The following is a 22,342-nucleotide window of genomic DNA, read 5'->3' as shown; positions in this document are numbered from 1 at the left end:
TGTATCGTTTAATTAATAGGTTTAACACAAATGTTTATAAGTTTATTTCTTAAATCTTCCACAAAACAACACAAAACAACATAAAACACTACATATCAACCAATTACACATTATCCCATCAATCAGAATTAAAAATAAGCAATTAAGTTATTTAAAAATCAAACGGTTCATTTACCGAATGTTTTAAACCTAGTCCTACCTGGTCTATCCATCTGTCTCTTGCTCAGCCGATGCACAACTTCAATTCCACTAAAGGATGTTTGGCCAATTCAAAACTTTTAAAGCTTAATTCGTTTTCTATACCCGCTTTATAAAACGATAATCCCGTTGCACAATATTGCTAGATATTTACATTGCCAAATTTTAATCTTTGAGAACTCACACTTGTTATAGACTTTGACTGCGCCAGTATTAGAACTACTTTTATCCTTGAGTGGATACATTTTCTGCCACAGAAAGTTAAGGCTGTTAATTTTTAATATTTACAAATAATTATCAATGTAATAAACAATTCAACTTAATTACACTAAATTATTGAAACCTATTTATTTTAGTTTCATGGATTGATAATAATGTAATTTATTTATCCACTCTTTCCATAAATATTGAGCTTTTTGCTGCAGGTATTCTGATGCCATTTCAAATTCTGTTCGTGTATCAGATGTATTAGAATTGTACGCCGTGTAGAAACTGACATAAAAAGTACTGCGCTCCACTATTTTTTTTGATAGACCTAAAAATCCACTTTCTACATCTTTCCATTCCACAAGTTCATACCTTATACCCAAGTCTTCAGATTTTAAATGAATGTAAAAAAATGAATCGTAAATTTCCTCTGTCTCGCTTCGTTTTTCTCTAAACTCAAAACCAATATACATATCTTTCTCTACCCATGCAGAGGACGAAGGCATTTGATGGTTGGTTACTAAATTTAAAATCTGCTTTAAATATTTAACGTTTTCTTCTTTTGCTTTTAAAAGATAATCAAAAAGTCTTTCAGGCTCAGTTTCATAAAGTGAAACAATTATTTCATCGAAGTTTTGTCCCGCATTTATAATATTCAAATTACTTTTAGCATCGTTAACTACATCGCGTATATAACTTAACTGAGTGTTTGTAAATTTCTCGGTAATTAGTTTGAAATACTTTTGAGCCTCATCTTTATCATTTAACCCCAAATAGGCATGAGCCATAAAATAATAATTAAAAACTTCTGCTTTTTCACTTTGCATTTTTTGATAAGTCGGATTATTAAATAAATTCCGTACATCATTTATGCTTTGATTATGCAGCCCCTTAGCCATTAAAAAATTGAAGTATACAATAGCTGTATCCAGAACTATACTTACAATTGTTTTATGTTCATCTCCTTTTTCCTCAAATTTTTGGATCGTTTGCTCATAGACTTGTTTTGCCTCTTCATATTTTTCTAATTGTCGGTAAGCAGATATAAGATAAAACATCACCTGATACCATTTTTCAGCTTCTAGAATATTTTTGTAATAATCAAAATTAGATAGTACTTCCATACAGAAATTTTCCAGATTCAGTGCACTTTCATTTCTCCAGGAAATTTCCATTCCATTATCTAAGTTTTCCCAAAAAGCAGATATTTGGTAACCCTGCCAATGTATATCTGAAGCGAATTTACACTCGTCATTCAGGTAGCTTTTATGCTGATACCAAGATACTTGTTTTATTACAATACCAAGATTATTACAAAGCATTGCAAAAGTATGTGGTTCATTGTTAATTGATAATCCTTTATTTCCATTAAAGTAATCATCAAATGCATGATAGCCCACTAAACCATATTTTTTGGCCGTTTCATAATACATTTGTGCCGAAAAATGATCATTTTTATCTTGTGCTTCATTGCCTTTTTCCAGATAGGTCGTTAGTACATGATAGCAAATTGCACCATTAGGATAAATTGGAAAATCGATACTTCGTAAATCAATATCTAAGTCCTCAGCAGTATCATAATATCTTTCAATCGCTAAATCTTTTACCTGCTGAACTATTTGGTAATACTTGGTCAAATTATCGAAACCTTTTTTTGCATTTTTATCATTAAAGTAATAGTTATTACTTAACATCCTCCAGGCTATAGCATTTGCTGGATTCTTTTCAGTCTCAATAATGACAATGGGCAGATATTTTGCTACAAATTCATCTCGGTTCTTGTATCCAAATTCTGTGGGTATTTCGAACGCTGTAGGATAAAATAAATTAAACAAATTCCAATGTTTATTTAACTTCCCTCTGTTAAATAGCACCTCTATCTTTTCTGCATAGTCTTTACACTCAACAGGATCAGCTTCTTCAAAATGCTCTGACAATAATTGTTCTGCCTCATCAAATCTTTCTAATTCAAGCAAAAGCAAACCGCCTTCATAATTTCTAGGCGTTATTTTTGGTGCATGTTTAAACGATTTCAGGTAATAATCAATCGCTGTGGTTTCATCTCCTGCTTGCTGATAGAGATAAGCCAATCGATAATAAGTATCGCCGAAGGCTTGGTCTTGCAAAGGGTAATTATCTTTTATTACACTAATATCAATTAATTTATCTTGTAAGGTTTCAATAGCAAGATCATTTAACGATAGTTTTTCCATGTATATGTAAATCAACCAATCATGCGCCTGAAGCTTATCGTTTATATCGCTACTGGCATTTAGTATAAGATTACAATCATCCTGTATATCAGATATATTGTTAAAAACGGGAAGATTATTTATTCTTATACGCCATAATAATGCTTCGGAATGATGTGGCTCTTTATTTAGTATAGTCTGAACTATTATCAGAATATTTTCGCAGGTTTTTTTATTTTCAATAGATAACAACAAATCATCTTCATTTGAAAAATCAAGTGTATTGTATAATTCTGTGATGTGATTAATCTCGTTTGAAAACTTTTTCATTGATGTGCATTTATAGGTAGACGAAATATAAAGAAATAAATAAAAAGGCTAAAACAAAATCCTGCTTAATTTTATTGCCTATGAAAACAATCAAAATATAATTCTCAATTAACTCCATACCATTTTATAATTTGGAACTGAAGGCGTTTCAATGTAAAACAATTCACGGTCTATCTCAAACTCTACTTCCAGGTTTTCAAGATTACTCGTCCTTACCTTGGATAATAATTGTTTAAACTCTTCAAAAAGAAGCTTTAAGGCTCTTGCTTTAATGACAGCTATTGATTAATTTCTTAATGCTAATTCCTATGGCATAATTTGGGTCTAAATAACTATTTTTACCAACTTATATTGGATTTGTATCGATTCTGGTTATCAAAATGGGATGGTCAACCTTCTGTGAGTTTATATATATATCGGCATGTGAATAATGCGAAAAATACCTTAACAATGAAGACATTTAAATTCTTAAAAAACAAATATAATGTTGAGCTCCTAATTGATATAGGCACTTATCAAGACATTCCATATTATTTTTTTGAAAGTGAGCTTCATCACACCGATTTTTATGAACTTATATTTTTCTCTAAAGGAAATGGCTATTTAGAACTCGATCAGCAAAGAATTGAAATTTCAGATCATACCGTGATTTTTATTTCTCCATTTCAAAAAAGAAGATGGTTTTTAGACAAGACAAAGGTGGAGTGTTATTTCTTGTTTTTCCAGGATAGCTTTCTCTCTAATTTCTTCTCGGATAAACTATTCTCTTTCAGGCTGCAGTTTTTCTACAACAAAACCAAACCGCTCTATCTAAAGGTTGATGATGACTTCTTTTCACAGTTGTCCAATATAATTCAGGAGCTTCTGCGTGAGATCAAAACATTTAGATCAGATAGCCAACATATTATTCGGGCGCTGCTCTACTTTATATTAATCAAACTCAATCGAGTCTATTCAGAGCATTATCTTCTGTCCTCGGAAACAGAAAATAATAGCATTGCATTTATGTTCAAAGAGATTTTACAAAATCAGGTCCGTAAAACAAGAAGCATTGACCATTACGCAAAGCAGTTAGGTATTAGCAGAATAACACTAAATAAATGCATCAAAAAGCAGTTCGGGGTAACGGTTTCTGAAATGGTAAATGAATTTATTCTCTTTGAGATAAAGTCTCTGCTGTCTTATACCAAGCTCAATATAAATGAAATTTCATACCTCTTGCAATTCTCCCAGGCAAATCATTTAACGCGTTTCTTCAAAGCGCAAACAGGGCTCTCTCCAAAAGAATTCAGAAATGCTTATCAAAATGGTAGTTCTGTTATCTAACTGGTAATTCATTCTCCTTACAGATGTGGTAGATTTGTAGTTGAGAATATTTTTATCAAAAGATAGAAAGGCATGCTTATCCAAATCACTAATCAGTATGGTCTTTTCTCAGTAGGAGTCATTTAAAGTATTAGATAATTAAAAATAGCCGTTCGATGAAAAAGCAAACCAAATTTAGATATGTCTTTATTTTGATCTTGCTACCCTTCTCCCTATTGGGGCAGAGACAACAAACCATTGAACTGGCCACTTTGTATAAAAAAGAAAAACTGAAATCTGTAAATAGAGAGATCAAAATCGTCTCGAGTGATAGTGGAGCTTATCTAAAAATATTGGAAAGTAAAAAGGAAGGTATTCTATGGCTGGCTGCTCGGGACTTTAAAAATGGCACAATTGAAATTGAAATGCGGGGAAAAGACGTTTTCCAAAGAAGTTTTATTGGAATTGCCTTTCATGGTGTGGATGATATTCATTATGATGCTCTTTATTGTCGCCCTTTCAATTTTTTTGCCAAGGACTCTGTTCGCAGAATTCATGCTGTGCAATATATTTCTCATCCGGATTTTACCTGGGAAAAATTAAGAAATGAAAAAAATGCGGTTTTTGAAAAAGAAATCATCAATCCACCAAACCCCAATGACTGGTTTACAATGAAACTAGTAATTGACAAGACAAATATTAAAGCGTATATAAACAATGCAACGCTGCCTTCGCTGATAGTGGAAAAACTCAACAATCGAAAATCAGGAAAAATAGGGCTATTTACAGCAGATAGCAGCGGAGGAGACTTTAAAGTCATTAAGATAAATTATAAAAAATAAACCTATTTCTAAATCCTTAACCACAGAGTTTCCCACTCTTGTAAAAAAGGGTATTTCTTCTGGCAGATCTGTCTGCCAACTTTGTTCTAATCTATAAATAAATTTACAGTTATGAGAAAATCAATCATGAAAAACGTTTTATTGCTGGGGTCAGCAACTGCACTAAAAAGTTTAAAAATCTTTCATACTATCCTATTGACGGCGCTGATTGTTTTGAGTTTTTCTGCATGCTCCTATGATCTTGCTCAGGACCTTAATGAGCCTTTGCATGTTGCATTATTTATTGATAAGGACACCATGGCTGTATATCTGAACAATACAAAGTTGGCCGATACTGTTTTATTTAGCCCAGGCGCTGCCAAAAACTTCTTTATAACCGCTCCATGGGAATATAAAAACAGCGCTAAGGTTTTGGTTTCTAATTTTAAAATCTCAGCATTTAGAAATTAATAAAATAGAATTTTTAAAGAACTAGAGCAAAGCGCAATTATTGAGTTCAAAACTAAAGATAATAAGAATCTTCATCAGGACGATTTGGAGTTTAACAACTGGCAGAATTTGTGGCAGAACTCATAATGCAATAAATCAGATACTATTTTTAGTCTAATAAATCGGTAAAACATGCATCAGGTGTAACAAAATGAAAATATGCAGAAACTCGGAAATAAAAGCGGCACATCAAAAAAATTAAAAAACTGAAATATTAAATGTGAATTAAAAATAAGCAAACTATACTATTACTATGAAAAGAATACTTTTAATGATCTTGCTTACTACACCCCTTTTTGCTGCTCCATCACCCAAGGAGACTTTTAGCATCTGGGGAAGGCTTGTAGATAATGGTTTTAGCCCTATTGAATCATTTTCAATTAAGGTTTTCCAACTCAATACTTTTACAAATCAAAAAAAAATAATCCAGGATTTTAAAGTCGCTGACAATAATGGAGAATTTTTAATAAAAAACCTTACTCCTGAAACTTATCTTATTGAAATTACAGTTGAAAGTTATACCAGGTACAGCATCATAAAAACAGTTGGAAATAAAAACGAATCCCTTGGAGAAATTGTTTTACAAAATACCTGGTAAGAAATTTGAAAAATAGATTCTTATCTATTGTTGGAATAGATGCCTTTTCTTTCAAAAAAGACAACATCAAATATTCTTCAATTAGCTGTCCATCAATTAAAAGGCGCCAAAACTTGTCCTTTAGTGGCAAACTTTAGCAAATGACCACAATGCAGCCGATATCTTTTTTGCCAAAGAAAGTTAAGACTCTGAATTTTTAATATTTATAAATAATTTATCCACTCAAAAAAAACTATTTCATCTATAGCAACAGCAATCTTTTTTTTTTAAACTAAAACTCTTCTATATGCTTTATGGATAGCTGATCCATTGCCAAATAAAAGCCACAGGAGTCCGATATACCTGCAAGGGCTTTTAAATATTTTAAAAGCTGTTTTTGTAATCTCATCAATAATGAAATCTTCTGCTCCTATCTGCAATTATTAATTGCTGTTCAGATGAGTCTAAAAATTGGTTAGTCCCATATAATGAACAGATTTCTATTTATTTTTGGCAATTCTAAATCCGAACCCATCATTTCGTGTCCCTTTTGGTGATTGATATCTTACTTCTGGCATATGAATTCCATATTCTAATGGTCTTTCTCTCTCGTCTTGTGTTTCGTAAAACCAACTGACTCCTTTTGAAATTTTATACTGTCCTTCTATAGGTCCTTGAGGGTTTCTTTTATTAACCAAGCTATCCTTTTGGGGATTATACCAATCAAAAACCCATTCGCCAACATTCCCAGTCATATCATATATACCAAGCTCATTCGGTTTAAGAAGTCCTACTTTATGAAATGTGCTGTTTGAGTTTTCTTTAACCCAACCAACTTCAATTGCATTATTACTGCCGCTATAATTATATTTTTTTGTTTTCATTCCACCTTTAGCCGCGTATTCCCATTCTGCTTCTGTTGGAAGTCTTCCTCCTGCCCATTTTGCAAATTCATTTGCTTCGTCCCAAGTTGCAAGCATCGGGTTTTGGTCGATCCACTTGTAATAAACTTTAATACCATGCGCATTTTCAATAGGTGGACTAGGCATTTTTCTGCCTGTTTCTTCACAAAATTCTTTAAATTGTTTAACCGTTACTTCATATTTACCAATGTAGAAATCATCAAGTTCAACTACTCTATGAGGACTAGTAAATCCTTTTATAGAGTCACCCTTCGGACTTACAACAATCTGGTTTTTGCCTTGTTCAAAAGTTCCGCCTTCCACAAAAATCCATTCAATTTTCTCATCACTTTTCTTGCAAGAATTGAGAAATAAAAATCCAATTAAGAATATAAATGTTCGTAAAGTCATTTAAATATTAGTTAATGTTTATAAAATTACTGCCAGCTCATGTATATAACCTAACAAAGGTTTGCAATTATTTACTCAGCAACCCCCTTTGCGAGGTGCACGTTTATAAATTATCTTACTATCACGTTCTACATAGTCGCCAGATATAATTGGATATAAATACTTGGGCGCGTGGGATACACTATGGCTTTTTATAATTATTGTGTCGTTAACTTTCAAGCTTTTTAACTTCTGAAATTCATTGCTGCCAGACTTTTCCAATCCAAAACTAAGTATATAATGATCACTATTAATCTTTACCATAATTCCAAAACCTAATCTTGCCCCTGACGCAAGAGAAACAGAGGTTACAACTCCCTTCATATTGACATAATCTTTAATAGGTTTTCTTATTTTAGCTTCACTAGCATACACTTTTTTACCTGCGGGAGATGCTTCCCATTTTCTAAACATTATGCCATCAGGGGTAGCCTCCCATTTTTTCAGTACATCTTTCTTTTCAGTATTAGAAAGGTTTTTGACTATTGACTTTTTAGAAATTTCATTTTTAATTTCACAATTAGCAAATACCAACCCACTTACTACAACCAAGAATAAGACTAGCACATAAATGATTTTTTTCATACTTTTTACAGCTTTAATTAATAACATAGTTTACCTTCTTTTTAAAGTCTGCAACAAAATTACTTTGATATATTTCGGCTTGAGAGATAAAAATTGTAAATAAAAATGTAAACTTTGTAAATAAATTATTGACAATATGCTTCTTAGTCAAAATCTGATCTCCGGAAAAAGTAAATATCTATTTGTATTGACTTTTATATTGTTTTCTGCTATAATCTACTCAGCCTTTCCTGCGCAAGATAATGACGGCTTTGACTTTGCTAGAAGAGAAATTTTACTTCGGAAAATCGGACATGAATTGCTTTTACAATCAGGCGATAGTACATCAAGAGTACTGCCTGTGAAAAAAATTTCAGAAAATGAATATCAGATTAGGTTTGAGAATGATTTTAGCTTTCAACCAGATTCATTGGTAAATATTACAAGTCGTTTATTAGTCAAAGACCCGTTAACAAGTCATTATATCGTTAAGGTTTTGAATTGTGGTAACTCTAGTGTTGCTTATGCATATGTTATATCCAAAAATGAAAAAGATGATATTGTAGCCTGCATAGGAAGAAGACAGCCCAAAGCCTGTTACATGATTAACATTAAATTCAAACCAGCACAAATAATTACCGCAGACAACAAATATCTTCTGGGAAGTCTGTCAATTTTAGCATTCGTGGGTTTTATTTTTCTAAAATCTGTTAAGAAACGAAAAGAAATATCTGATAATCAAAACACTGGTACTTATTCTTTAGGATCAGTGCTCTTCGATACAAATAGTCGAAAGCTTATTATAAATGGAAATACAATAGAGCTGACCGCAACAGAAACACGGATATTGCTTATTTTCGCTTCCTCTCCAAACAAAACAGTAGAAAGGAACCGCTTACAAAAAGAAATATGGGAAGATGATGGTATAATTGTGGGCCGTAGTTTAGATATGTTTATATCTAAGCTTAGGAAAAAACTTGAATCTGATCCAAATATTAACATTGTTGTTGTACGCAGCAAAGGTTATAAACTTGAAATTAACTAGCAGGAAATATTTTACCGACAAGAGATCTTTCAATACTTTTATTTTTGAAAATTACATCTACTCAGTAAATAGGTTAAGTTTTTTTTTATTGCATTTTGCTCCAATCCCCAACAGGAGATCTAAACCAAATTCATAATACTAATGGGAGACAGACACTAAATACGGTACGCCAATCTCTTCAAATCCCCATAAAATGTATAGAAATTTCTCCTTTTGAACTCATCACAGACAAAAGGTATCCTACCTATCTCAAATGATCTCACAAAACAATTGGAGGACCAGATTGCCTTTATCAAAACCTCAATAGTACGCCTTTGATTTCTGCTTGTTTTTATGTACTCTTAGGAAATGATTTTTATATTTATATTCTCTGTATACTGCAACTATTTTAGTTCTCAAATCCTGATTAAAATAAAAAAAATCTGCCTCGAAAAGGAAGCAGATTTATATAATTTAAAGAAATTATTCTTAGTTATTACTCACTAAGAGCTTAACTTCAATATTAGATCTTGTCGCATTTGAATAAGGACAAATCTGATGCGCTTTTTGGGTCAGTTCCTGAGCTTCTTCAATAGAAACTCCAGGAATATTCACATCCAATTCTACTGCCAGACCAAAACCACCGTCTTGGTTTTGCCCGATACTTACTTTTGCAGCTACCGAAGTTTCACCTGTTTGAGTTTTGGATAAACTAATAACACGATTCAGTGCACTATCAAAACACGCTGAATATCCTGCTGCGAAGAGCATTTCGGGATTGGTAAAGTCATCATTGGCTCCGCCTAAAGCTTTGGGCATCCTAACCTGAAGGTTCAAAATTCCGTTTTCACTTTTTACCTGTCCGTTTCTTCCGCCTTTTGCAGTAACGCTGGTTGTATATAATGTTTTCATTTTATTTTTGAATTTTATTTAAAATTTTCCCAACAGTTTCTTTGAGTTCCAATAGATCTTCTGTTGTTAGATTGAGTTTCTCCTGCATTTTTGCAGGAATTTCACATGCTTTTTGCTGCAAATCTCTTCCTTGATCAGCTAAAAAAACTTCAACAACCCTTTCGTCTTCTTTTTTTCTTTTTCTTAGGACAAAACCCTTAATTTCAAGTTTTTTTAAAAGCGGTGTTAAGGTTCCACTGTCCAGATACAGTTTTTCCCCTACCTGATTCACCGTCAAGCCATCCTTCTCCCAAAGTACCATCATCACAAGATACTGCGAGTAGGTAATTTGAAGCTCATCGAGAAATGGTCGGTACAAACCAATAATTTCTTTTGCGATAACATAAAGCGGAAAACAAACTTGGTTTTCCAACTTGAGAGGGTGGTAATTTTCCATAATTTAATAGCAAAAAGTGGAGTTAATATTATTTTCTGATAATAAATTCCTTCATAGGAATTCTAACTTTCTTCATTTGGGAAAGCCAGTCATTTTGGGTGTCTCTGTAACCCAGATATAAAAGGGTAACACTTTTTAGACCTAACTCCTTAAGGTCCAAAATCTCATTTACCACTTCATTGCTAAAACCTTCAGCCGGAGTGGAATCAATTCTCAGTTCGGCTGCCTGAGCCATTGCTAAACCTAATGCAATATAGGTCTGTCTTGCTGTGTGGGCAAAATGCTCTTCAGGAGTTTGAGCTGCGTAGATTTGCTTGATCTGATCAGTATAACTGCTGAAACGACCTCTTGGTAATTCTCTTACATCAGTGTGATGATCATAAACTTTATCGATTTTCTCGTTAGAATAACTCTCCCATGCGGCAAAAACCAATACATGAGAACAATCTCTCATAACTTCTGGATTTAATGCCCCTTTTACCATTTTCTCTTTCAATTCCTGATTCTCTACAACAATCACGCGGAAAGGCTGTAAACCAGATGAAGTTGGAGCTAATCTTGCAGCCTCTAAAATTTTATTTAAATCTTCTTCCGAAACTTTTTTTGTTGAGTCATATGCCTTAACGGCATGTCTCCAGTTTAAATCTTCTATTAACGACATTTTTTATTATTTTATAAATTAAATATTTGAATCTTAAAATTATTTGAATCAAAATAATAATGCAAAGCTACAGAATAATTAAATTGCATGCAATTTAATTATACGAAATATATTTTTCAAATGAAGTTTATACTATTTGCTTGCATACCAATTGGTGCTAAAAAGCGATTAAGAAAAATTACTTTAACTTAATCGCCCTTTTAAAAACTGCTTAAATTTTATTTTTTAATGCCTGCTTTAATACGGTTTTACTATAATTAAAATTTAGGCAATAAAACTTTGTCAATTACATGAATTATTCCATTTGAGCATTGCACATCTGTAGCGACAATGTTACTTACTCTGCCACTTGCATCGGTGATTTTTGCACCACCAGTCAGGCCAATGGTAAAGTTTTGTCCTGCAAAAGTACTTACAAGCTGACCATTTGTTAGAGCTGATGACTGAACATTTGCACCGGCAACTACATGATACTTTAAAGTTGTCTCAAGAACATTCGATGGAATGGCAGGAAGTCCTGAAAATCCAGTTTCGGTTAAAAAACTTGTAAAGGCTGTATTTGTAGGAGCAAAAACAGTAAAAGGTGAACTGGCTGTTCCTGATAATATTGCTGCAAAACCCGAGGCCGGATTATAGGTCAAAGCTGTTACCAGAGTTGTAAAATTTTTATTGGCAATAGCATGATTCACAATAGTAGGAAGTCCAATAACCCCGTCAACTACATGAACAACTCCATTGGAGGCTTCAATGTCGGGAGTTGTTACTGTCGCGCCACCATTTGTTTTACCTCCATTTACATCGACATTCGCCCCCTTTTCGATATACATACTGATAGTATTTGAAGCTGATGCGCCGCCCTTAGCTAACGTTTTAACATAACCCGTTGTAATTTCACTTGATTTTACTTTTGCACTTAAAACATGATTGAGTAATATTTCCTTTAAAGCAGCAACAGGAACTGCATCAAGATTAGCATAACCTTTAGCAGACAAAAAAGCAGTAAAGGCCGTATTAGTAGGTGCAAAAACCGTATAAGAACCCGAAGAGTTCAATGTGGCAGTGAGACCTGCTTTTTCCAAAGCAGCAACCAAAGAGCTAAGATTAGGATTTGCTTTGGCAATTGATGCGATTGTTTGAGGTTGCTCAGATGGGTTATCATCATCATTATTACATGAAATACTGACTAAAGTAATTAAAGCTAAAAAAGCAATTAATTTAAATTTGATTGTTTTCATAAGATATTTGTTTTTTTATTAACCTAGCTAAGTTAATTAATTTTGTTTAACAAAAACACGAAAAGATTAAACAAAATAAGCATTTTAACATTTACAGACTTTCATACCTAACTAAATAACAAGCACTTACACAAAAACAATAACAGATAAATGTAAGTCTGAAAAAAAAAGTTGACCACAAAGCAATAAATCAATAAGCAAATGAAAGAGACTTTGCTAAATATACCAGTATACTCAAATATACTTTATGCTCTAATTATGAATATATAAAAAAACGTTATACATTTAAATCCCCTTAAAACTAATAAAATGATAAAGAACGGTAATATTCTAATAATAGAAGATGATGAAGATGACAAGGAGATTTTAGAAGATGTAATCGTATCTCTTGGCAACACTAACAAAATCGTGTGGAAAATTAATGGAGCGCAGGCACTTTCCTACCTATGTGAGAGTAATGAAAAAATGCTGATTATTTTTTGCGATGTAAACATGCCCATTATGAATGGACTGGAATTAAAGCGCCTTATAGATGCTGACCCTGTTCTCAGAAAAAAAAGCATACCTTTTATTTTTTATTCTACCGCAGCAACTGAAAATGCTATTGAAGAAGCCTACACCACACTTAGTATCCAAGGTTTTTTTAGAAAAGAAAATGACTATCATAAAACAAAATCAATTATCAATAATATCCTGGAGTACTGGAAAAATTGCGTTCACCCAAACACATAAATTTACTGCTTTACAATCTTTGAAAAAGAGCAGTAACTCTCTTGTTTTTGCTTAAAATACCTTATCAGCTTATCAAATCAAAATAATTGTGAAGGTAAATTTTTCTTGCTTTAATTAATTATTTTTAACTCCAACTGCTATTACTTTTCGGATCATAAAACATCACTTAAAAAACCTATTTCATCTAAAGCAACAGAAATCTTATTTTTAAAGCTAAAATTCTTCTATATGCTTTATGATACGCCTGAGTGTTGTAATGGCAATTTCCTTATCCCTATCCTCAGGGGTATACGATTTGCTTCTCATAGAGTTATAAGATAAATCTTTCTTGTGTGAAGAAGAAAGATAAGGTACAATGGTTTTGAAAACGCAGTTCAGGGATCTGGCCTTTAATATTCTTGCCTCATCCCCTGCTCTTAATATGAGTCCCATCTGATCTATGGAAAGCGCGCACTCCACCTTATTATCTGACCTTACATTTTGATCTGGCTCACTGCTGCGCTGGATATCAGTCGACAATCGCATTTTTCGCTCCAAATAGGCAATTTCGTACCTGAACCAGTCCTCCAGAACATATCTTATATTTTCTCTGGTAGGATCAAAGCTTATTTTTTCATTGAATAACAATTGGCTAAATTCTTTATGCCAAAGCAATAGGGCGTTTATTTTCCCCTCTAAAGACTCCTGTAAATTAAGTTGGTTTTCAATTCGATGAGTAAAGTTTATAATATATGGAGGATAATTAAAATTCATCTCAATGAGTAGCTGATCCATTGCTGAATAAAAGCTTGATGAATCAGATATATCTGCAAGGGCTTCTAAATATTTTAAAAGCTCTTTTTGATAGCATATTTCCCTGTAAGTAATCTTGTTTTGCGCTTTATCTGAAATTGAATTATTAATAGCAGTAAACACTATTTCAATTAGAGAGCCATCTGTAGTACTTTGCATTTTTTTAGCTTTAAGCTCTTCGATTCTGAGTAAGATTTCTTTTTTGCAAACTATAAGGTAACGGAGAGGAACCCGCTCGTCAAGACTTAAGTATTGCGCGTAACGGCTTTGAATAAAAGATAACAATTCATACAAAGTATTAATTACTACATCTACAATAGCCGCCAGAACTCCGCTAAGAGCAACATCACTTTTTTGGTATTCCATTACCTTATCGAGCAAATAAACAAAAGAAGAGTGGTGTTTTTGCAACAGTAGACGGATTTGACTTTTTTGGTGTAAAGCAAATACTTCGTTTTTGAGTTGAATTTGAATCTTATGGGATTCTTTTGAAAGATTATCGGCAATAAAAGCTAAATCTTTCTCAGAGAGATCATCGATACTTGTTTTCTTTGGATCTAAGGTTTCCAATATCAATGAGTCTATCCATTCTAAGGGATATACAGTAATCATGATAGTATGGTTTAATGGACATAATACAATAAAGTCTAAAGGTTTTTAAATCTTCCCAGTGTAATGTTACGATACTGGGAAGGCGACATTGAGGTATATCTTTTAAAAAAAATACTTAATTTGGAAAGACTGCTGAACTCAAAATCCTGGGCAATGAGTGTGATTGATGATGGTGAGTTTTCCAGCACATTTTTAATCTCGTTAATGATCGCCTGATCAATGAGGCTTTTTGCAGTTTTACCTGTTACCTTTCTGACTATTTTATTGAGGTAGTCCGGTGTTACAAATAAAGCCCCTGCATAATACTTTACACGGTGCTGTTTTTTGCAATGAATGGTCAGTATGGTCAGAAATTGAACCGTAAGGTTCTGGCGCCTGTTAATCTTAAATGGATTTCCTGTTGAATACCTGTTAAAAATAAATTTTAGTTCATGTAAAAACAAGTCAAAACCAATACGCTGTAACTCTGAATCCTCAACACTTACCCGGCTGTCTTTATTTACAAAATAAATCAGTTTATAAATCAGTGAGAGTACCTGAAAATCTTTGTCCTCAAGACTGATTTTAGATGAAGAGTCTCCAAGTAAAAAAGCAAAAGAGTCCACGAGTTCTTTTTTCAGGCAATTTTCAAATGCAAAACCTGATGTAAAGCAAATTAAAAACAATTGTAGTTTCCCCTTTACTTCAAATATGCTGCAATAAGAGTCTTTAGACAGGACCATCAGATCCTGTGCTCTAAGTTCAGTGGTAAACTCTTTTATCCTAATTTTAAACTCTCCTGATTTTATTAAAACAACAGCATAATTGCGAACTGAAAAGGATTCATTTGAACTAGTTTTAAATACATATTTCTTGATGATGTATATATTGAGACCCTCTTTGGGAAAGTCCTTTAATTCTGTATTGATGAGATCCTTAATCATGTTATGATAATTTCATAAAAGAATAAAAAAGATAAAAGATGTATTGCATGGTTCTACAATTTATCACTAAAGGACTTTTCCATAAAATGATTTTAGAGTATCTGTGATGATTCTTAGTTCATTATATGAGTATTAGTGTTGCTTTCAAATAAAGTTTAGTTAAGCGTAGCGAGCATTGCTATTATGGAGATAACAGCAAGTTGATTTGTCTCTAAAAAAAGTTTAGTGTTTTTGTTTGCTCCTGATTTATCCCAGTCACGGTCCTTGCGCTCATCTGCCGAATAAAGTGAATACCGCGAAATCGATGTGACCGTTAATATCGTTTCTTTGTCATCCTCGCTAAAGGAGCTCTCAGCGATAACTGTATTCTCATAGTTCATTATGTAGCTGCAAGAAATGGAAAATTCTAACTCACGCTTCTCAATTAAAGACTGTAAAAAGTTAATGAGGCTTATTTTTGCAGCGCTGCTAAGTGCACTATTTTGCACCATCAAAATCATGCTCTGATCAGGATCGGCCATGATGGACTCGACAATTTCATCTGTAAAGTATATTAAATTTTTATTGGTACTTGTCCCTTTAAATTGCAATTCCAAAAAACTGACTAGCTGGGTAATCTCCTCCATAGAGTTAGGATACGGATTTTGCAACCAGTAGAGTGTTAACTCATCATAGTAGCTTTTTCCTTTGAAGTCAAAAGGATTTGAGGGATTCTCTGGATTTGGTAAATTCCTTTTTGATTTAATTATCGAACTTTCCCTCTTATCAGATGCATTCAAATCTGAATCAGTGGAACAAGAAATTAAAAAACATAATAAAATGCTGCATAATGATAAACTTTTCATAATTAGGATTATTTGATGTGAATGAGAATTGCTTCTCAGTTCATTTCATCCGGATTAGCGGAACTTCATCGGGCACGATGCCAGATCTTTTCGCTATTGAATTCATGACAAAGCTATCTTCTGGAAAAATTCCCCGCAAGAGAACTAGGGCGGATTTATTGAATTTTCAGTATGGATTTATAATAAATCCACACTACTTTTTCAACATATAAAAGACTACAATTCAAATGTTTGCATTAAATTTGAAACAGATTAAGATAAAAATTAGTGTAACGGCTGTTTTGAAGTGATACAGATGCGTACTACTTCAAAATAGCTCCCCCCAATTATCCTATTATGAATCAAAATCAAACACTTGCAATCTTTCTTTTGCTTTGTCAGGCAATCTCAGCGCAAAAAGAGCATCAATTACCAGACTCACTACAAAATAAGAGTTATGATTATCTCGACGATAAAGCCTACCAACTTAAAAAAGACACCTCCAGAGCTATTGTTTATTTAAACGCCTATTTATCTAAGGCAAAAAAAGAACAGAACTGGAAAGAAATAGCCAATGGTTATCGCAATTTATCCAACCAGACTTCTGATAAAATCACTCTTATATACGCCGATAGCGCAATATATGCTGCAAAAAAAACAAACAATAACACTATAATAGGGTCTGCTTTCCTATCCAAAGGCATCGCTTACTACGCCCTAAAACAGCATAATTATGCTCTGGATAATTATATTACAGCAAACAGTTATTTAGCTAATTCAACTGACAAATACCTTATACATAAATTAAAGTATCATATTGCGCTTGTCAAATACTACTTAGGCTATTATGATGAGGCCATTTCATTACTAAAACAGTGTATCTCTTATTTCAAGAATGAAAATTCCCAACCCTATTTGAATTCACTGCATTTCTTAGGAATTTGTTATAACAAAATAGGAGAATATGGACTCTGCGGTGAAACTAATGCATTAGGGCTGGCAGAATGCAAAAAATTAAAAAGCCCTGAAGTGGAAGTATATTTTATTCATTCCAAAGGAATCAACGAGTACTTTAAGCAAAACTACACCTCATCTATTAAAAATATTTCATCCTCAATTGAAGGACTAAAAGAAAAAAATGACTTTGGAAATGAATCCGTTGGTTATTTCTACATTGGCAAAAGTTATTGGAAAATGGAAAAGTACGAAAAGGCGCTACCCTATTTTGAGAAAGTAGATCAGCTCTTTATCACAAAAGGTTATCTGCGTCCCGATCTCAGAGAAGTCTATGAGCTACTAATCGATTATTATAAGACTAAAGGTAATCCTAAACTTCAATTGTATTACGTAGATCAATTGCTCAAAGCCGATAGAATGCTCAATGAAACCTTTCATTATTTAGTTGGAAAAATAAACAAGGAATACAATACTCAGGAATTGCTCATCGAAAAAGAAAATTTAAAAAAGGAGCTTTTTATAAAAAATCATAAATACTCTGTTTTGATTGGTTTCACGACCTTTCTTTTTTCCAGCTTTATTTTTGTCAACTATCGAAACTTTAGAAATAAAAAATTTTACAAGAAACGATTTGAAGAACTAATGTTGGAGATTAATAATTCGAAAGATAAAATAAGAACCAAAGAAAAAAATGAGAAACCGGCAATGCCGGGTATTAATACTGAAACAGTTCAAATTATATTAAAACTTTTAGAGAAATTTGAAAATGAAAAAAAATATATTGAAAAAGATTGGAAACTCTCTAGTCTGGCTGCTTTTTTTAATCACAATCCAACATATCTTTCTGCTATAATTCATCATTATAAAGAAAAAAGTTTCAACCGATATATAAATGATCTTAAAATAGACTATATCATATCTATACTTTATATAAATAAATTGGTGCGAAACTATACCAACAAGGCTTTGTCTGAGGAAGCTGGTTTTAGCAGCACTGAAAGATTTGTTAAAGCTTTTAAAGCTAAAACTGGAATTTCAACAGCTTATTTTATTGAGCAAATTAAAAAAGAAAACACTAATTCAAATTTATAGTTATTAGAATAAAATGGTAATTTATCATAATTTTAAAAAAGCAATAATGCTTTAAAATATTCAGTAATTTTCACGGTTTGAATCCCGTTGGGGTCACAAAGCCAAATGGCGCCAATTGAAGACAATTGGCGCCTTTTTTTTTCATATATCCTCTAAATATAAGTTTTACTCGTTTTTACTAATTTGTTTTTTAAAACGTCAATGAAGAACTTAAAGGAAAATTTTACCAATAAAGGCGAAAACAATGCTTAAAAAAGAAATGCTAAATGTTAGATTTGAGCAAGCAAACTAAACCAAATTTTCCAATCCAAAAGCAGCTATTTGATCTATAATTGGTAAAGTCTTCAAACCAAGTTCTGTTAATGTATATTCTACTCTTGGAGGGATTTCAGGATAGGCCTTTTTACTAACCAGTTTGTTTTCTACCAGAGAATTCAATTCCTGAATCAGCATTTTTTCACTAATACCTACTACAGCTCTTTTAAGTTCTCCATATCTAATGGTTCTGCTATTAAGCTGATACAAAATCATCATTGTCCATTTTCCTCCCAATAAGCCTAGAGCTTTTTTTACCGGGCAATTTTCGTCACATGCATTAATTATTTTCAGATTTTTTTCCATTGATTTTCAATATTTCTAACTATTTGGTAAGTACCCAACTAAAACGTAAGTACTTGTACAAAAGTAAGTTATTAATTAGTTTTACCAAAAAATTAAAACAATTAAATAAAAAATAAAATGAAAGTATTAGTATTTGGAGCCACAGGCTCACAGCAATTTCATGTAATTGGAGAAGCAAAAAATAAAGGCGCAATTGTTTATGCTGCTACAAGTTCAGAAAAAAACTTTTCAAAACTAGAAGACGCTGGTGCAATCCCTGTATTAGGCGATATGTCTGATGCATTAAAAATGAAAGAAATCACTAAGGAAATTGATGCTGTTGCTTTGCTGATTCCTGTTTCCTTGCCTAATCCGGCAGATGGATTTCAACTTGCAAAAAATGTAATTGATGCAGCTAAGGAAAATGGCGTAAAAATGATAGTTTGGAATACCAGCGGATTTCTGGCACCGCAAAAATTAGGAATTCCTATGGAAGATGTAAAGCTGGATACCAAGGAATATCTTCAAAATTGCGGAGTACCCTATGTTATTATTGAGCCATCTATTTATGCTGAAAATTTATTGGCTCCTTATACAACCGATTATGTAAAAAGTGAAAAAAAAGTAGCTTACCCAACTCCGGAAGATATGCCTATTGGTTATATTGCATCAAGAGATGTCAGCGCTTTTGTGGCAGAAGCTTTATACAAACCAGAACTATCTGGACAATCCTTTCTTGTGAGCGGTTTGGATAACCTGAAAGGAAATGGTCTTGCCGAAAAATTCTCTCTTGGTTTGGGCGATAAAATTGATTTCTACGCAATGCCTCCGCAAGAATTCGGGGATAAATTAAGTATTCTTGTTGGAGAAGAAAGCGCCAGAGGTGTGCAAGGATATTATGAAATGTTGGCAAGTCTGCCAGTATATCCCACAAAATTTAATCCTAAATTGCAGGAGGTTTTAGAAAAACTGCCTGTAAGAATGACTCCAATAGAAGAATGGGTTAAAATCCATAAACATTTTTTTATTAACTAAATTGTAAAAAAAAGCAGCAAGAATAGACTCTTTTTGCTGCTTTTTTATGCCTTAAATTCTAAAAGGACTTTGTACTTTAATGATAGAATTTATAAATTATTTTTCCAAAACTTTATTTATTACATATCGAAATCTTAAATACAGTAAGGCAGATGATGTTAACAACCCCAAAGTCAAACCGTACCAGATTCCCTTTACTCCTGCATTGAAATAAATGCCTAAAATGTAGGCCACAGGCAGGCCAATAAGCCAATAAGCAACAAAGGTTATCAAAGTAGGAATATTTACATCTCCCATTCCTCTTAGTGTTCCTAGTCCAACGACCTGAGTACCATCAAAGAGTTGAAATAGCGCGGCAATTATCAATAATTGTGCAGCCAGCGCTACTACACTTGTATCATTTGTTATCAAATAAGGTAAATATTGATTAAAGAGTGTAAAAATTAGAGCAAAGAACATCATAAAAATGATAACTAGATGATAAGACGCATAAGCAAATTTCTGAAGTCTTTTGTAGTTCTGATTTCCAAAACTATTTCCAACTTTAATAGTTGCCGCCGATGCAATTCCCCCTGCCATCATGTAGGTCATTGCCGCAAGGGTTATTGCTGTCTGATGAGCAGCTTGCTCCGTTGCGCCTATATTGCCAGCCATTAAAGCCGCAACTGCAAATACTCCAATTTCAAAAACATACTGCATCGCTACAGGTAATCCTACTTTTACCACTTTTACAATTTTTGAAAAATCAACAAACTTAACAGAGAAATGCTTTATATAAACCCTAAAATTCTCTGATCGAAGCACATACCACATCATAACCAGCATCATTAAAACCCGATCTATTAATGTTGCAATTCCTACCCCTTGAACTCCCATTGGCTCAATCCCAAACATGCCCTTTACCAAAATCACTGCTATAATTACATTGAGTACATTTCCCCATATCGTTATAGACACTGCTTGTTTTGTAAAACCTAGTCCTTCTGCAAATTGTTTAAAGGTTTGAAATACCATTAAAGGCAGAATAGATAAACTTAAAATAAGTAAGTAAGGTTTTGCCGTTGCAACCACCAGAGGATCCTGATCCGCATGCTGCATGGCAAACATAGAACCATAGTACACTACTAAAAAAAGAAATACTGCAGCTGCAACATTAAGCCATAAGCTGTTTGACAGAAGCTCGGCGCATTCCTTAAAATTTGATTTTCCATTTTCTTGCGCAATCAATGGTGTTAATCCGTAGGCCACACCTAATCCTATGACTAAAACGACCATAAAAACAGAATGAACCAGTGAGACTGCCGCCAAAGAAATAGTTCCTGCATAGTGTCCTATGATAATGGTATCAAAAGTCTGTACCAGTGTATGTCCCAACTGAGAAATTACTACTGGTCCAGCAAGTGTTATTGTGCTTTGGTAATATATCTTATTAGATTTATATTTTTTGAGCATATTAAAAAATTAACTGCCTCAAGGCAGATTGAATGTATTGAAAAAATATACTGTAAAATTTCATTTTTAAAGTATAGCAATTCTTTTATTGCAAATTTATCTTATTCTATAAAAACTGCTATGAAAATATACCATTTTGATAATCTGACAGGAACTGCGTGCTGGTAATTCCTGTCTGGGTTTTAAAAAACCGCATCATATGTCCAGGTTCCGAAAAATGAAGATTATAGGCAATCTCAGCGACAGTCTTTCCAGAATGTATCAGATCATTTTTTATTTCGAAGAGCAGTCTTTGTTTTAAGAGTTCTGTAGCGGTAACATTAAACTGTTTTTTTACACACGTATTAATTGAAATCCTGCTCACATTTAATAAAGCTGCATAATCGTCAATTCTCTGCTTATCCCTGATATGCGTTTCGAGTAACTTTTTGAACTGGTAAGCATAATTATTTTCGGCCCTTTCAATTGAGAGATTATTTTTCTGGGCATATATCCTGTTGAACTTCAAAAGCAGGTAATAAGTAAGAGAGCGGATGATATGAATACTGTCTGTCCTTTGCGCTGCCAATTCTGATTTGATTTCCATAAGCTGCTCAAGTGCTTTTTGCAGTTCTTCTTTTTCAATAGTTATATTTAAAGGAAAATTTAACTGATAGAAATAAAGAAGACGATACGTAAAGTATTTATCTGAGAAAAAATCGTTAAGAAAATTTTCCTGAAAAACCAAAACAGTAAAATCAAGTCCCTCATTATCCAATATCCATTGTCTTTTCTGAAAAGGAGAAATAAAAACCATCGTATTATCAGTTATATTGATTTTCTGCTGATTTAAAATCAGAGTTCCCTTCGCCTTTTTAAAAAGCAAAATTTCAAAAAAATCAGTGTTAAAAGTATCTCGCTCCAAATATCTTTCGCTTAGTACATCTCCATGCAATACATTAAGAAGCATCTCAACACCACATTCTGCTTTATGAAATTTTATTGTTTTCATTCCTTTCT

21 protein-coding genes are annotated in these 22,342 nt (G+C 32.9%); 8 read left to right on the top strand and 13 right to left on the bottom strand.

All coding sequences use genetic code 11. The annotated features are described in order from the left end of the window. Window positions 1-545 precede the first annotated feature (545 nt). Entirely contained in the window at window positions 546-2,927 is a 2,382-nt protein-coding gene (locus IRZ78_RS15890; RefSeq protein ID WP_194617474.1) for a tetratricopeptide repeat protein, read from the bottom strand. A 450-nt stretch (window positions 2,928-3,377) separates the two neighbouring features. Here IRZ78_RS15890 and IRZ78_RS15885 point away from each other — a divergent pair, with 450 nt between their 5' ends. From IRZ78_RS15885 to IRZ78_RS15870, 4 genes are all read left to right on the top strand, one after another. Further along, window positions 3,378-4,253, top strand: a complete 876-nt coding sequence (locus IRZ78_RS15885) for a helix-turn-helix domain-containing protein (protein WP_194617473.1) — start codon at window positions 3,378-3,380, stop codon at window positions 4,251-4,253. Window positions 4,254-4,504: 251 nt separating this feature from the next. After that, on the top strand, window positions 4,505-5,074 hold the full coding sequence (locus IRZ78_RS15880) for a hypothetical protein (protein ID WP_194617472.1): 570 nt from the start codon (window positions 4,505-4,507) through the stop codon (window positions 5,072-5,074). Window positions 5,075-5,185: 111 nt separating this feature from the next. Next, window positions 5,186-5,524, top strand: a complete 339-nt coding sequence (locus IRZ78_RS15875; protein WP_194617471.1) for a hypothetical protein — start codon at window positions 5,186-5,188, stop codon at window positions 5,522-5,524. Between the two features lie 292 nt (window positions 5,525-5,816). Then, window positions 5,817-6,161: a hypothetical protein gene (locus IRZ78_RS15870; protein ID WP_194617470.1), complete on the top strand. Its 345-nt coding sequence runs from the start codon at window positions 5,817-5,819 to the stop codon at window positions 6,159-6,161. A 479-nt stretch (window positions 6,162-6,640) separates the two neighbouring features. On the opposite strand, the gene IRZ78_RS15865 is transcribed toward IRZ78_RS15870, so the two are convergent. Both IRZ78_RS15865 and IRZ78_RS15860 read right to left on the bottom strand, forming a co-directional pair. Next, entirely contained in the window at window positions 6,641-7,453 is an 813-nt protein-coding gene (locus tag IRZ78_RS15865) for an SUMF1/EgtB/PvdO family nonheme iron enzyme (protein ID WP_194617469.1), read from the bottom strand. 75 nt (window positions 7,454-7,528) lie between these two features. Further along, window positions 7,529-8,104 (bottom strand): hypothetical protein, encoded by a 576-nt coding sequence (locus IRZ78_RS15860; RefSeq protein ID WP_228520498.1) that lies wholly within the window; start codon window positions 8,102-8,104, stop codon window positions 7,529-7,531. 109 nt (window positions 8,105-8,213) lie between these two features. Here IRZ78_RS15860 and IRZ78_RS15855 point away from each other — a divergent pair, with 109 nt between their 5' ends. After that, window positions 8,214-9,101, top strand: coding sequence for a winged helix-turn-helix domain-containing protein (locus IRZ78_RS15855; RefSeq protein ID WP_194617468.1), 888 nt, complete (start codon window positions 8,214-8,216; stop codon window positions 9,099-9,101). Between the two features lie 468 nt (window positions 9,102-9,569). Here IRZ78_RS15855 and IRZ78_RS15850 read toward each other — a convergent pair whose 3' ends face one another. The 4 genes from IRZ78_RS15850 to IRZ78_RS15835 all read right to left on the bottom strand — a co-directional run bounded on the left by IRZ78_RS15850 (window position 9,570) and on the right by IRZ78_RS15835 (window position 12,324). Next, window positions 9,570-9,992, bottom strand: a complete 423-nt coding sequence (locus IRZ78_RS15850) for an organic hydroperoxide resistance protein (RefSeq protein ID WP_194617467.1) — start codon at window positions 9,990-9,992, stop codon at window positions 9,570-9,572. A 1-nt stretch (window position 9,993) separates the two neighbouring features. Then, the gene (locus IRZ78_RS15845; RefSeq protein WP_194617466.1) at window positions 9,994-10,428 is read right to left on the bottom strand and encodes a MarR family transcriptional regulator; all 435 of its coding nucleotides are present in this window, start codon (window positions 10,426-10,428) and stop codon (window positions 9,994-9,996) included. Window positions 10,429-10,456: 28 nt separating this feature from the next. After that, entirely contained in the window at window positions 10,457-11,089 is a 633-nt protein-coding gene (locus IRZ78_RS15840; RefSeq protein WP_194617465.1) for an NAD(P)H-dependent oxidoreductase, read from the bottom strand. Window positions 11,090-11,346: 257 nt separating this feature from the next. After that, entirely contained in the window at window positions 11,347-12,324 is a 978-nt protein-coding gene (locus IRZ78_RS15835) for a fasciclin domain-containing protein (protein WP_194617464.1), read from the bottom strand. Window positions 12,325-12,633: 309 nt separating this feature from the next. Here IRZ78_RS15835 and IRZ78_RS15830 point away from each other — a divergent pair, with 309 nt between their 5' ends. Then, window positions 12,634-13,056 (top strand): response regulator, encoded by a 423-nt coding sequence (locus IRZ78_RS15830; protein WP_194617463.1) that lies wholly within the window; start codon window positions 12,634-12,636, stop codon window positions 13,054-13,056. A gap of 213 nt (window positions 13,057-13,269) precedes the next feature. Here IRZ78_RS15830 and IRZ78_RS15825 read toward each other — a convergent pair whose 3' ends face one another. The 3 genes from IRZ78_RS15825 to IRZ78_RS15815 form a co-directional block, all read right to left on the bottom strand. Beyond that, on the bottom strand, window positions 13,270-14,460 hold the full coding sequence (locus IRZ78_RS15825) for a hypothetical protein (protein ID WP_194617462.1): 1,191 nt from the start codon (window positions 14,458-14,460) through the stop codon (window positions 13,270-13,272). Between the two features lie 35 nt (window positions 14,461-14,495). Next, entirely contained in the window at window positions 14,496-15,383 is an 888-nt protein-coding gene (locus IRZ78_RS15820) for a helix-turn-helix domain-containing protein (protein WP_194617461.1), read from the bottom strand. Between the two features lie 155 nt (window positions 15,384-15,538). Further along, entirely contained in the window at window positions 15,539-16,228 is a 690-nt protein-coding gene (locus IRZ78_RS15815) for a hypothetical protein (protein ID WP_194617460.1), read from the bottom strand. A gap of 336 nt (window positions 16,229-16,564) precedes the next feature. On the opposite strand from IRZ78_RS15815, the gene IRZ78_RS15810 reads away from it, so the two are divergent. Continuing rightward, window positions 16,565-18,256, top strand: a complete 1,692-nt coding sequence (locus tag IRZ78_RS15810; protein WP_194617459.1) for an AraC family transcriptional regulator — start codon at window positions 16,565-16,567, stop codon at window positions 18,254-18,256. A 288-nt stretch (window positions 18,257-18,544) separates the two neighbouring features. Here the strand turns inward: IRZ78_RS15810 and IRZ78_RS15805 are convergent, their stop codons facing one another. Beyond that, window positions 18,545-18,877 (bottom strand): helix-turn-helix domain-containing protein, encoded by a 333-nt coding sequence (locus tag IRZ78_RS15805; protein WP_095955068.1) that lies wholly within the window; start codon window positions 18,875-18,877, stop codon window positions 18,545-18,547. A 117-nt stretch (window positions 18,878-18,994) separates the two neighbouring features. Between IRZ78_RS15805 and IRZ78_RS15800 the strand changes: the two genes are divergently transcribed. Continuing rightward, window positions 18,995-19,891 (top strand): NmrA family NAD(P)-binding protein, encoded by an 897-nt coding sequence (locus tag IRZ78_RS15800; protein ID WP_194617458.1) that lies wholly within the window; start codon window positions 18,995-18,997, stop codon window positions 19,889-19,891. A gap of 96 nt (window positions 19,892-19,987) precedes the next feature. Here IRZ78_RS15800 and IRZ78_RS15795 read toward each other — a convergent pair whose 3' ends face one another. Further along, entirely contained in the window at window positions 19,988-21,343 is a 1,356-nt protein-coding gene (locus IRZ78_RS15795; protein ID WP_194617457.1) for an MATE family efflux transporter, read from the bottom strand. Between the two features lie 118 nt (window positions 21,344-21,461). Beyond that, window positions 21,462-22,334, bottom strand: a complete 873-nt coding sequence (locus tag IRZ78_RS15790; RefSeq protein WP_194617456.1) for an AraC family transcriptional regulator — start codon at window positions 22,332-22,334, stop codon at window positions 21,462-21,464. Between the last annotated feature and the right edge of the window lie 8 nt (window positions 22,335-22,342).

It is taken from the genome of Flavobacterium sp. CSZ (assembly GCF_015350725.1).
Classification (GTDB): Bacteria; Bacteroidota; Bacteroidia; order Flavobacteriales; family Flavobacteriaceae; genus Flavobacterium.
The sequence above is the reverse complement of the archived record's forward strand: the minus strand, read 5'-3'. Positions and strand labels throughout refer to the sequence as shown.

Coding starts and splice junctions, on each gene's coding strand:
- IRZ78_RS15890 (WP_194617474.1), bottom strand. CDS start 2,927: ATGAAAAAGTTTTCAAACGAGATTAATCACATCACAGAATTATACAAT.
- IRZ78_RS15885 (WP_194617473.1), top strand. CDS start 3,378: ATGAAGACATTTAAATTCTTAAAAAACAAATATAATGTTGAGCTCCTA.
- IRZ78_RS15875 (WP_194617471.1), top strand. CDS start 5,186: ATGAGAAAATCAATCATGAAAAACGTTTTATTGCTGGGGTCAGCAACT.
- IRZ78_RS15870 (WP_194617470.1), top strand. CDS start 5,817: ATGAAAAGAATACTTTTAATGATCTTGCTTACTACACCCCTTTTTGCT.
- IRZ78_RS15865 (WP_194617469.1), bottom strand. CDS start 7,453: ATGACTTTACGAACATTTATATTCTTAATTGGATTTTTATTTCTCAAT.
- IRZ78_RS15860 (WP_228520498.1), bottom strand. CDS start 8,104: ATGTTATTAATTAAAGCTGTAAAAAGTATGAAAAAAATCATTTATGTG.
- IRZ78_RS15855 (WP_194617468.1), top strand. CDS start 8,214: ATGCTTCTTAGTCAAAATCTGATCTCCGGAAAAAGTAAATATCTATTT.
- IRZ78_RS15850 (WP_194617467.1), bottom strand. CDS start 9,992: ATGAAAACATTATATACAACCAGCGTTACTGCAAAAGGCGGAAGAAAC.
- IRZ78_RS15845 (WP_194617466.1), bottom strand. CDS start 10,428: ATGGAAAATTACCACCCTCTCAAGTTGGAAAACCAAGTTTGTTTTCCG.
- IRZ78_RS15840 (WP_194617465.1), bottom strand. CDS start 11,089: ATGTCGTTAATAGAAGATTTAAACTGGAGACATGCCGTTAAGGCATAT.
- IRZ78_RS15835 (WP_194617464.1), bottom strand. CDS start 12,324: ATGAAAACAATCAAATTTAAATTAATTGCTTTTTTAGCTTTAATTACT.
- IRZ78_RS15830 (WP_194617463.1), top strand. CDS start 12,634: ATGATAAAGAACGGTAATATTCTAATAATAGAAGATGATGAAGATGAC.
- IRZ78_RS15825 (WP_194617462.1), bottom strand. CDS start 14,460: ATGATTACTGTATATCCCTTAGAATGGATAGACTCATTGATATTGGAA.
- IRZ78_RS15820 (WP_194617461.1), bottom strand. CDS start 15,383: ATGATTAAGGATCTCATCAATACAGAATTAAAGGACTTTCCCAAAGAG.
- IRZ78_RS15815 (WP_194617460.1), bottom strand. CDS start 16,228: ATGAAAAGTTTATCATTATGCAGCATTTTATTATGTTTTTTAATTTCT.
- IRZ78_RS15810 (WP_194617459.1), top strand. CDS start 16,565: ATGAATCAAAATCAAACACTTGCAATCTTTCTTTTGCTTTGTCAGGCA.
- IRZ78_RS15805 (WP_095955068.1), bottom strand. CDS start 18,877: ATGGAAAAAAATCTGAAAATAATTAATGCATGTGACGAAAATTGCCCG.
- IRZ78_RS15800 (WP_194617458.1), top strand. CDS start 18,995: ATGAAAGTATTAGTATTTGGAGCCACAGGCTCACAGCAATTTCATGTA.
- IRZ78_RS15795 (WP_194617457.1), bottom strand. CDS start 21,343: ATGCTCAAAAAATATAAATCTAATAAGATATATTACCAAAGCACAATA.
- IRZ78_RS15790 (WP_194617456.1), bottom strand. CDS start 22,334: ATGAAAACAATAAAATTTCATAAAGCAGAATGTGGTGTTGAGATGCTT.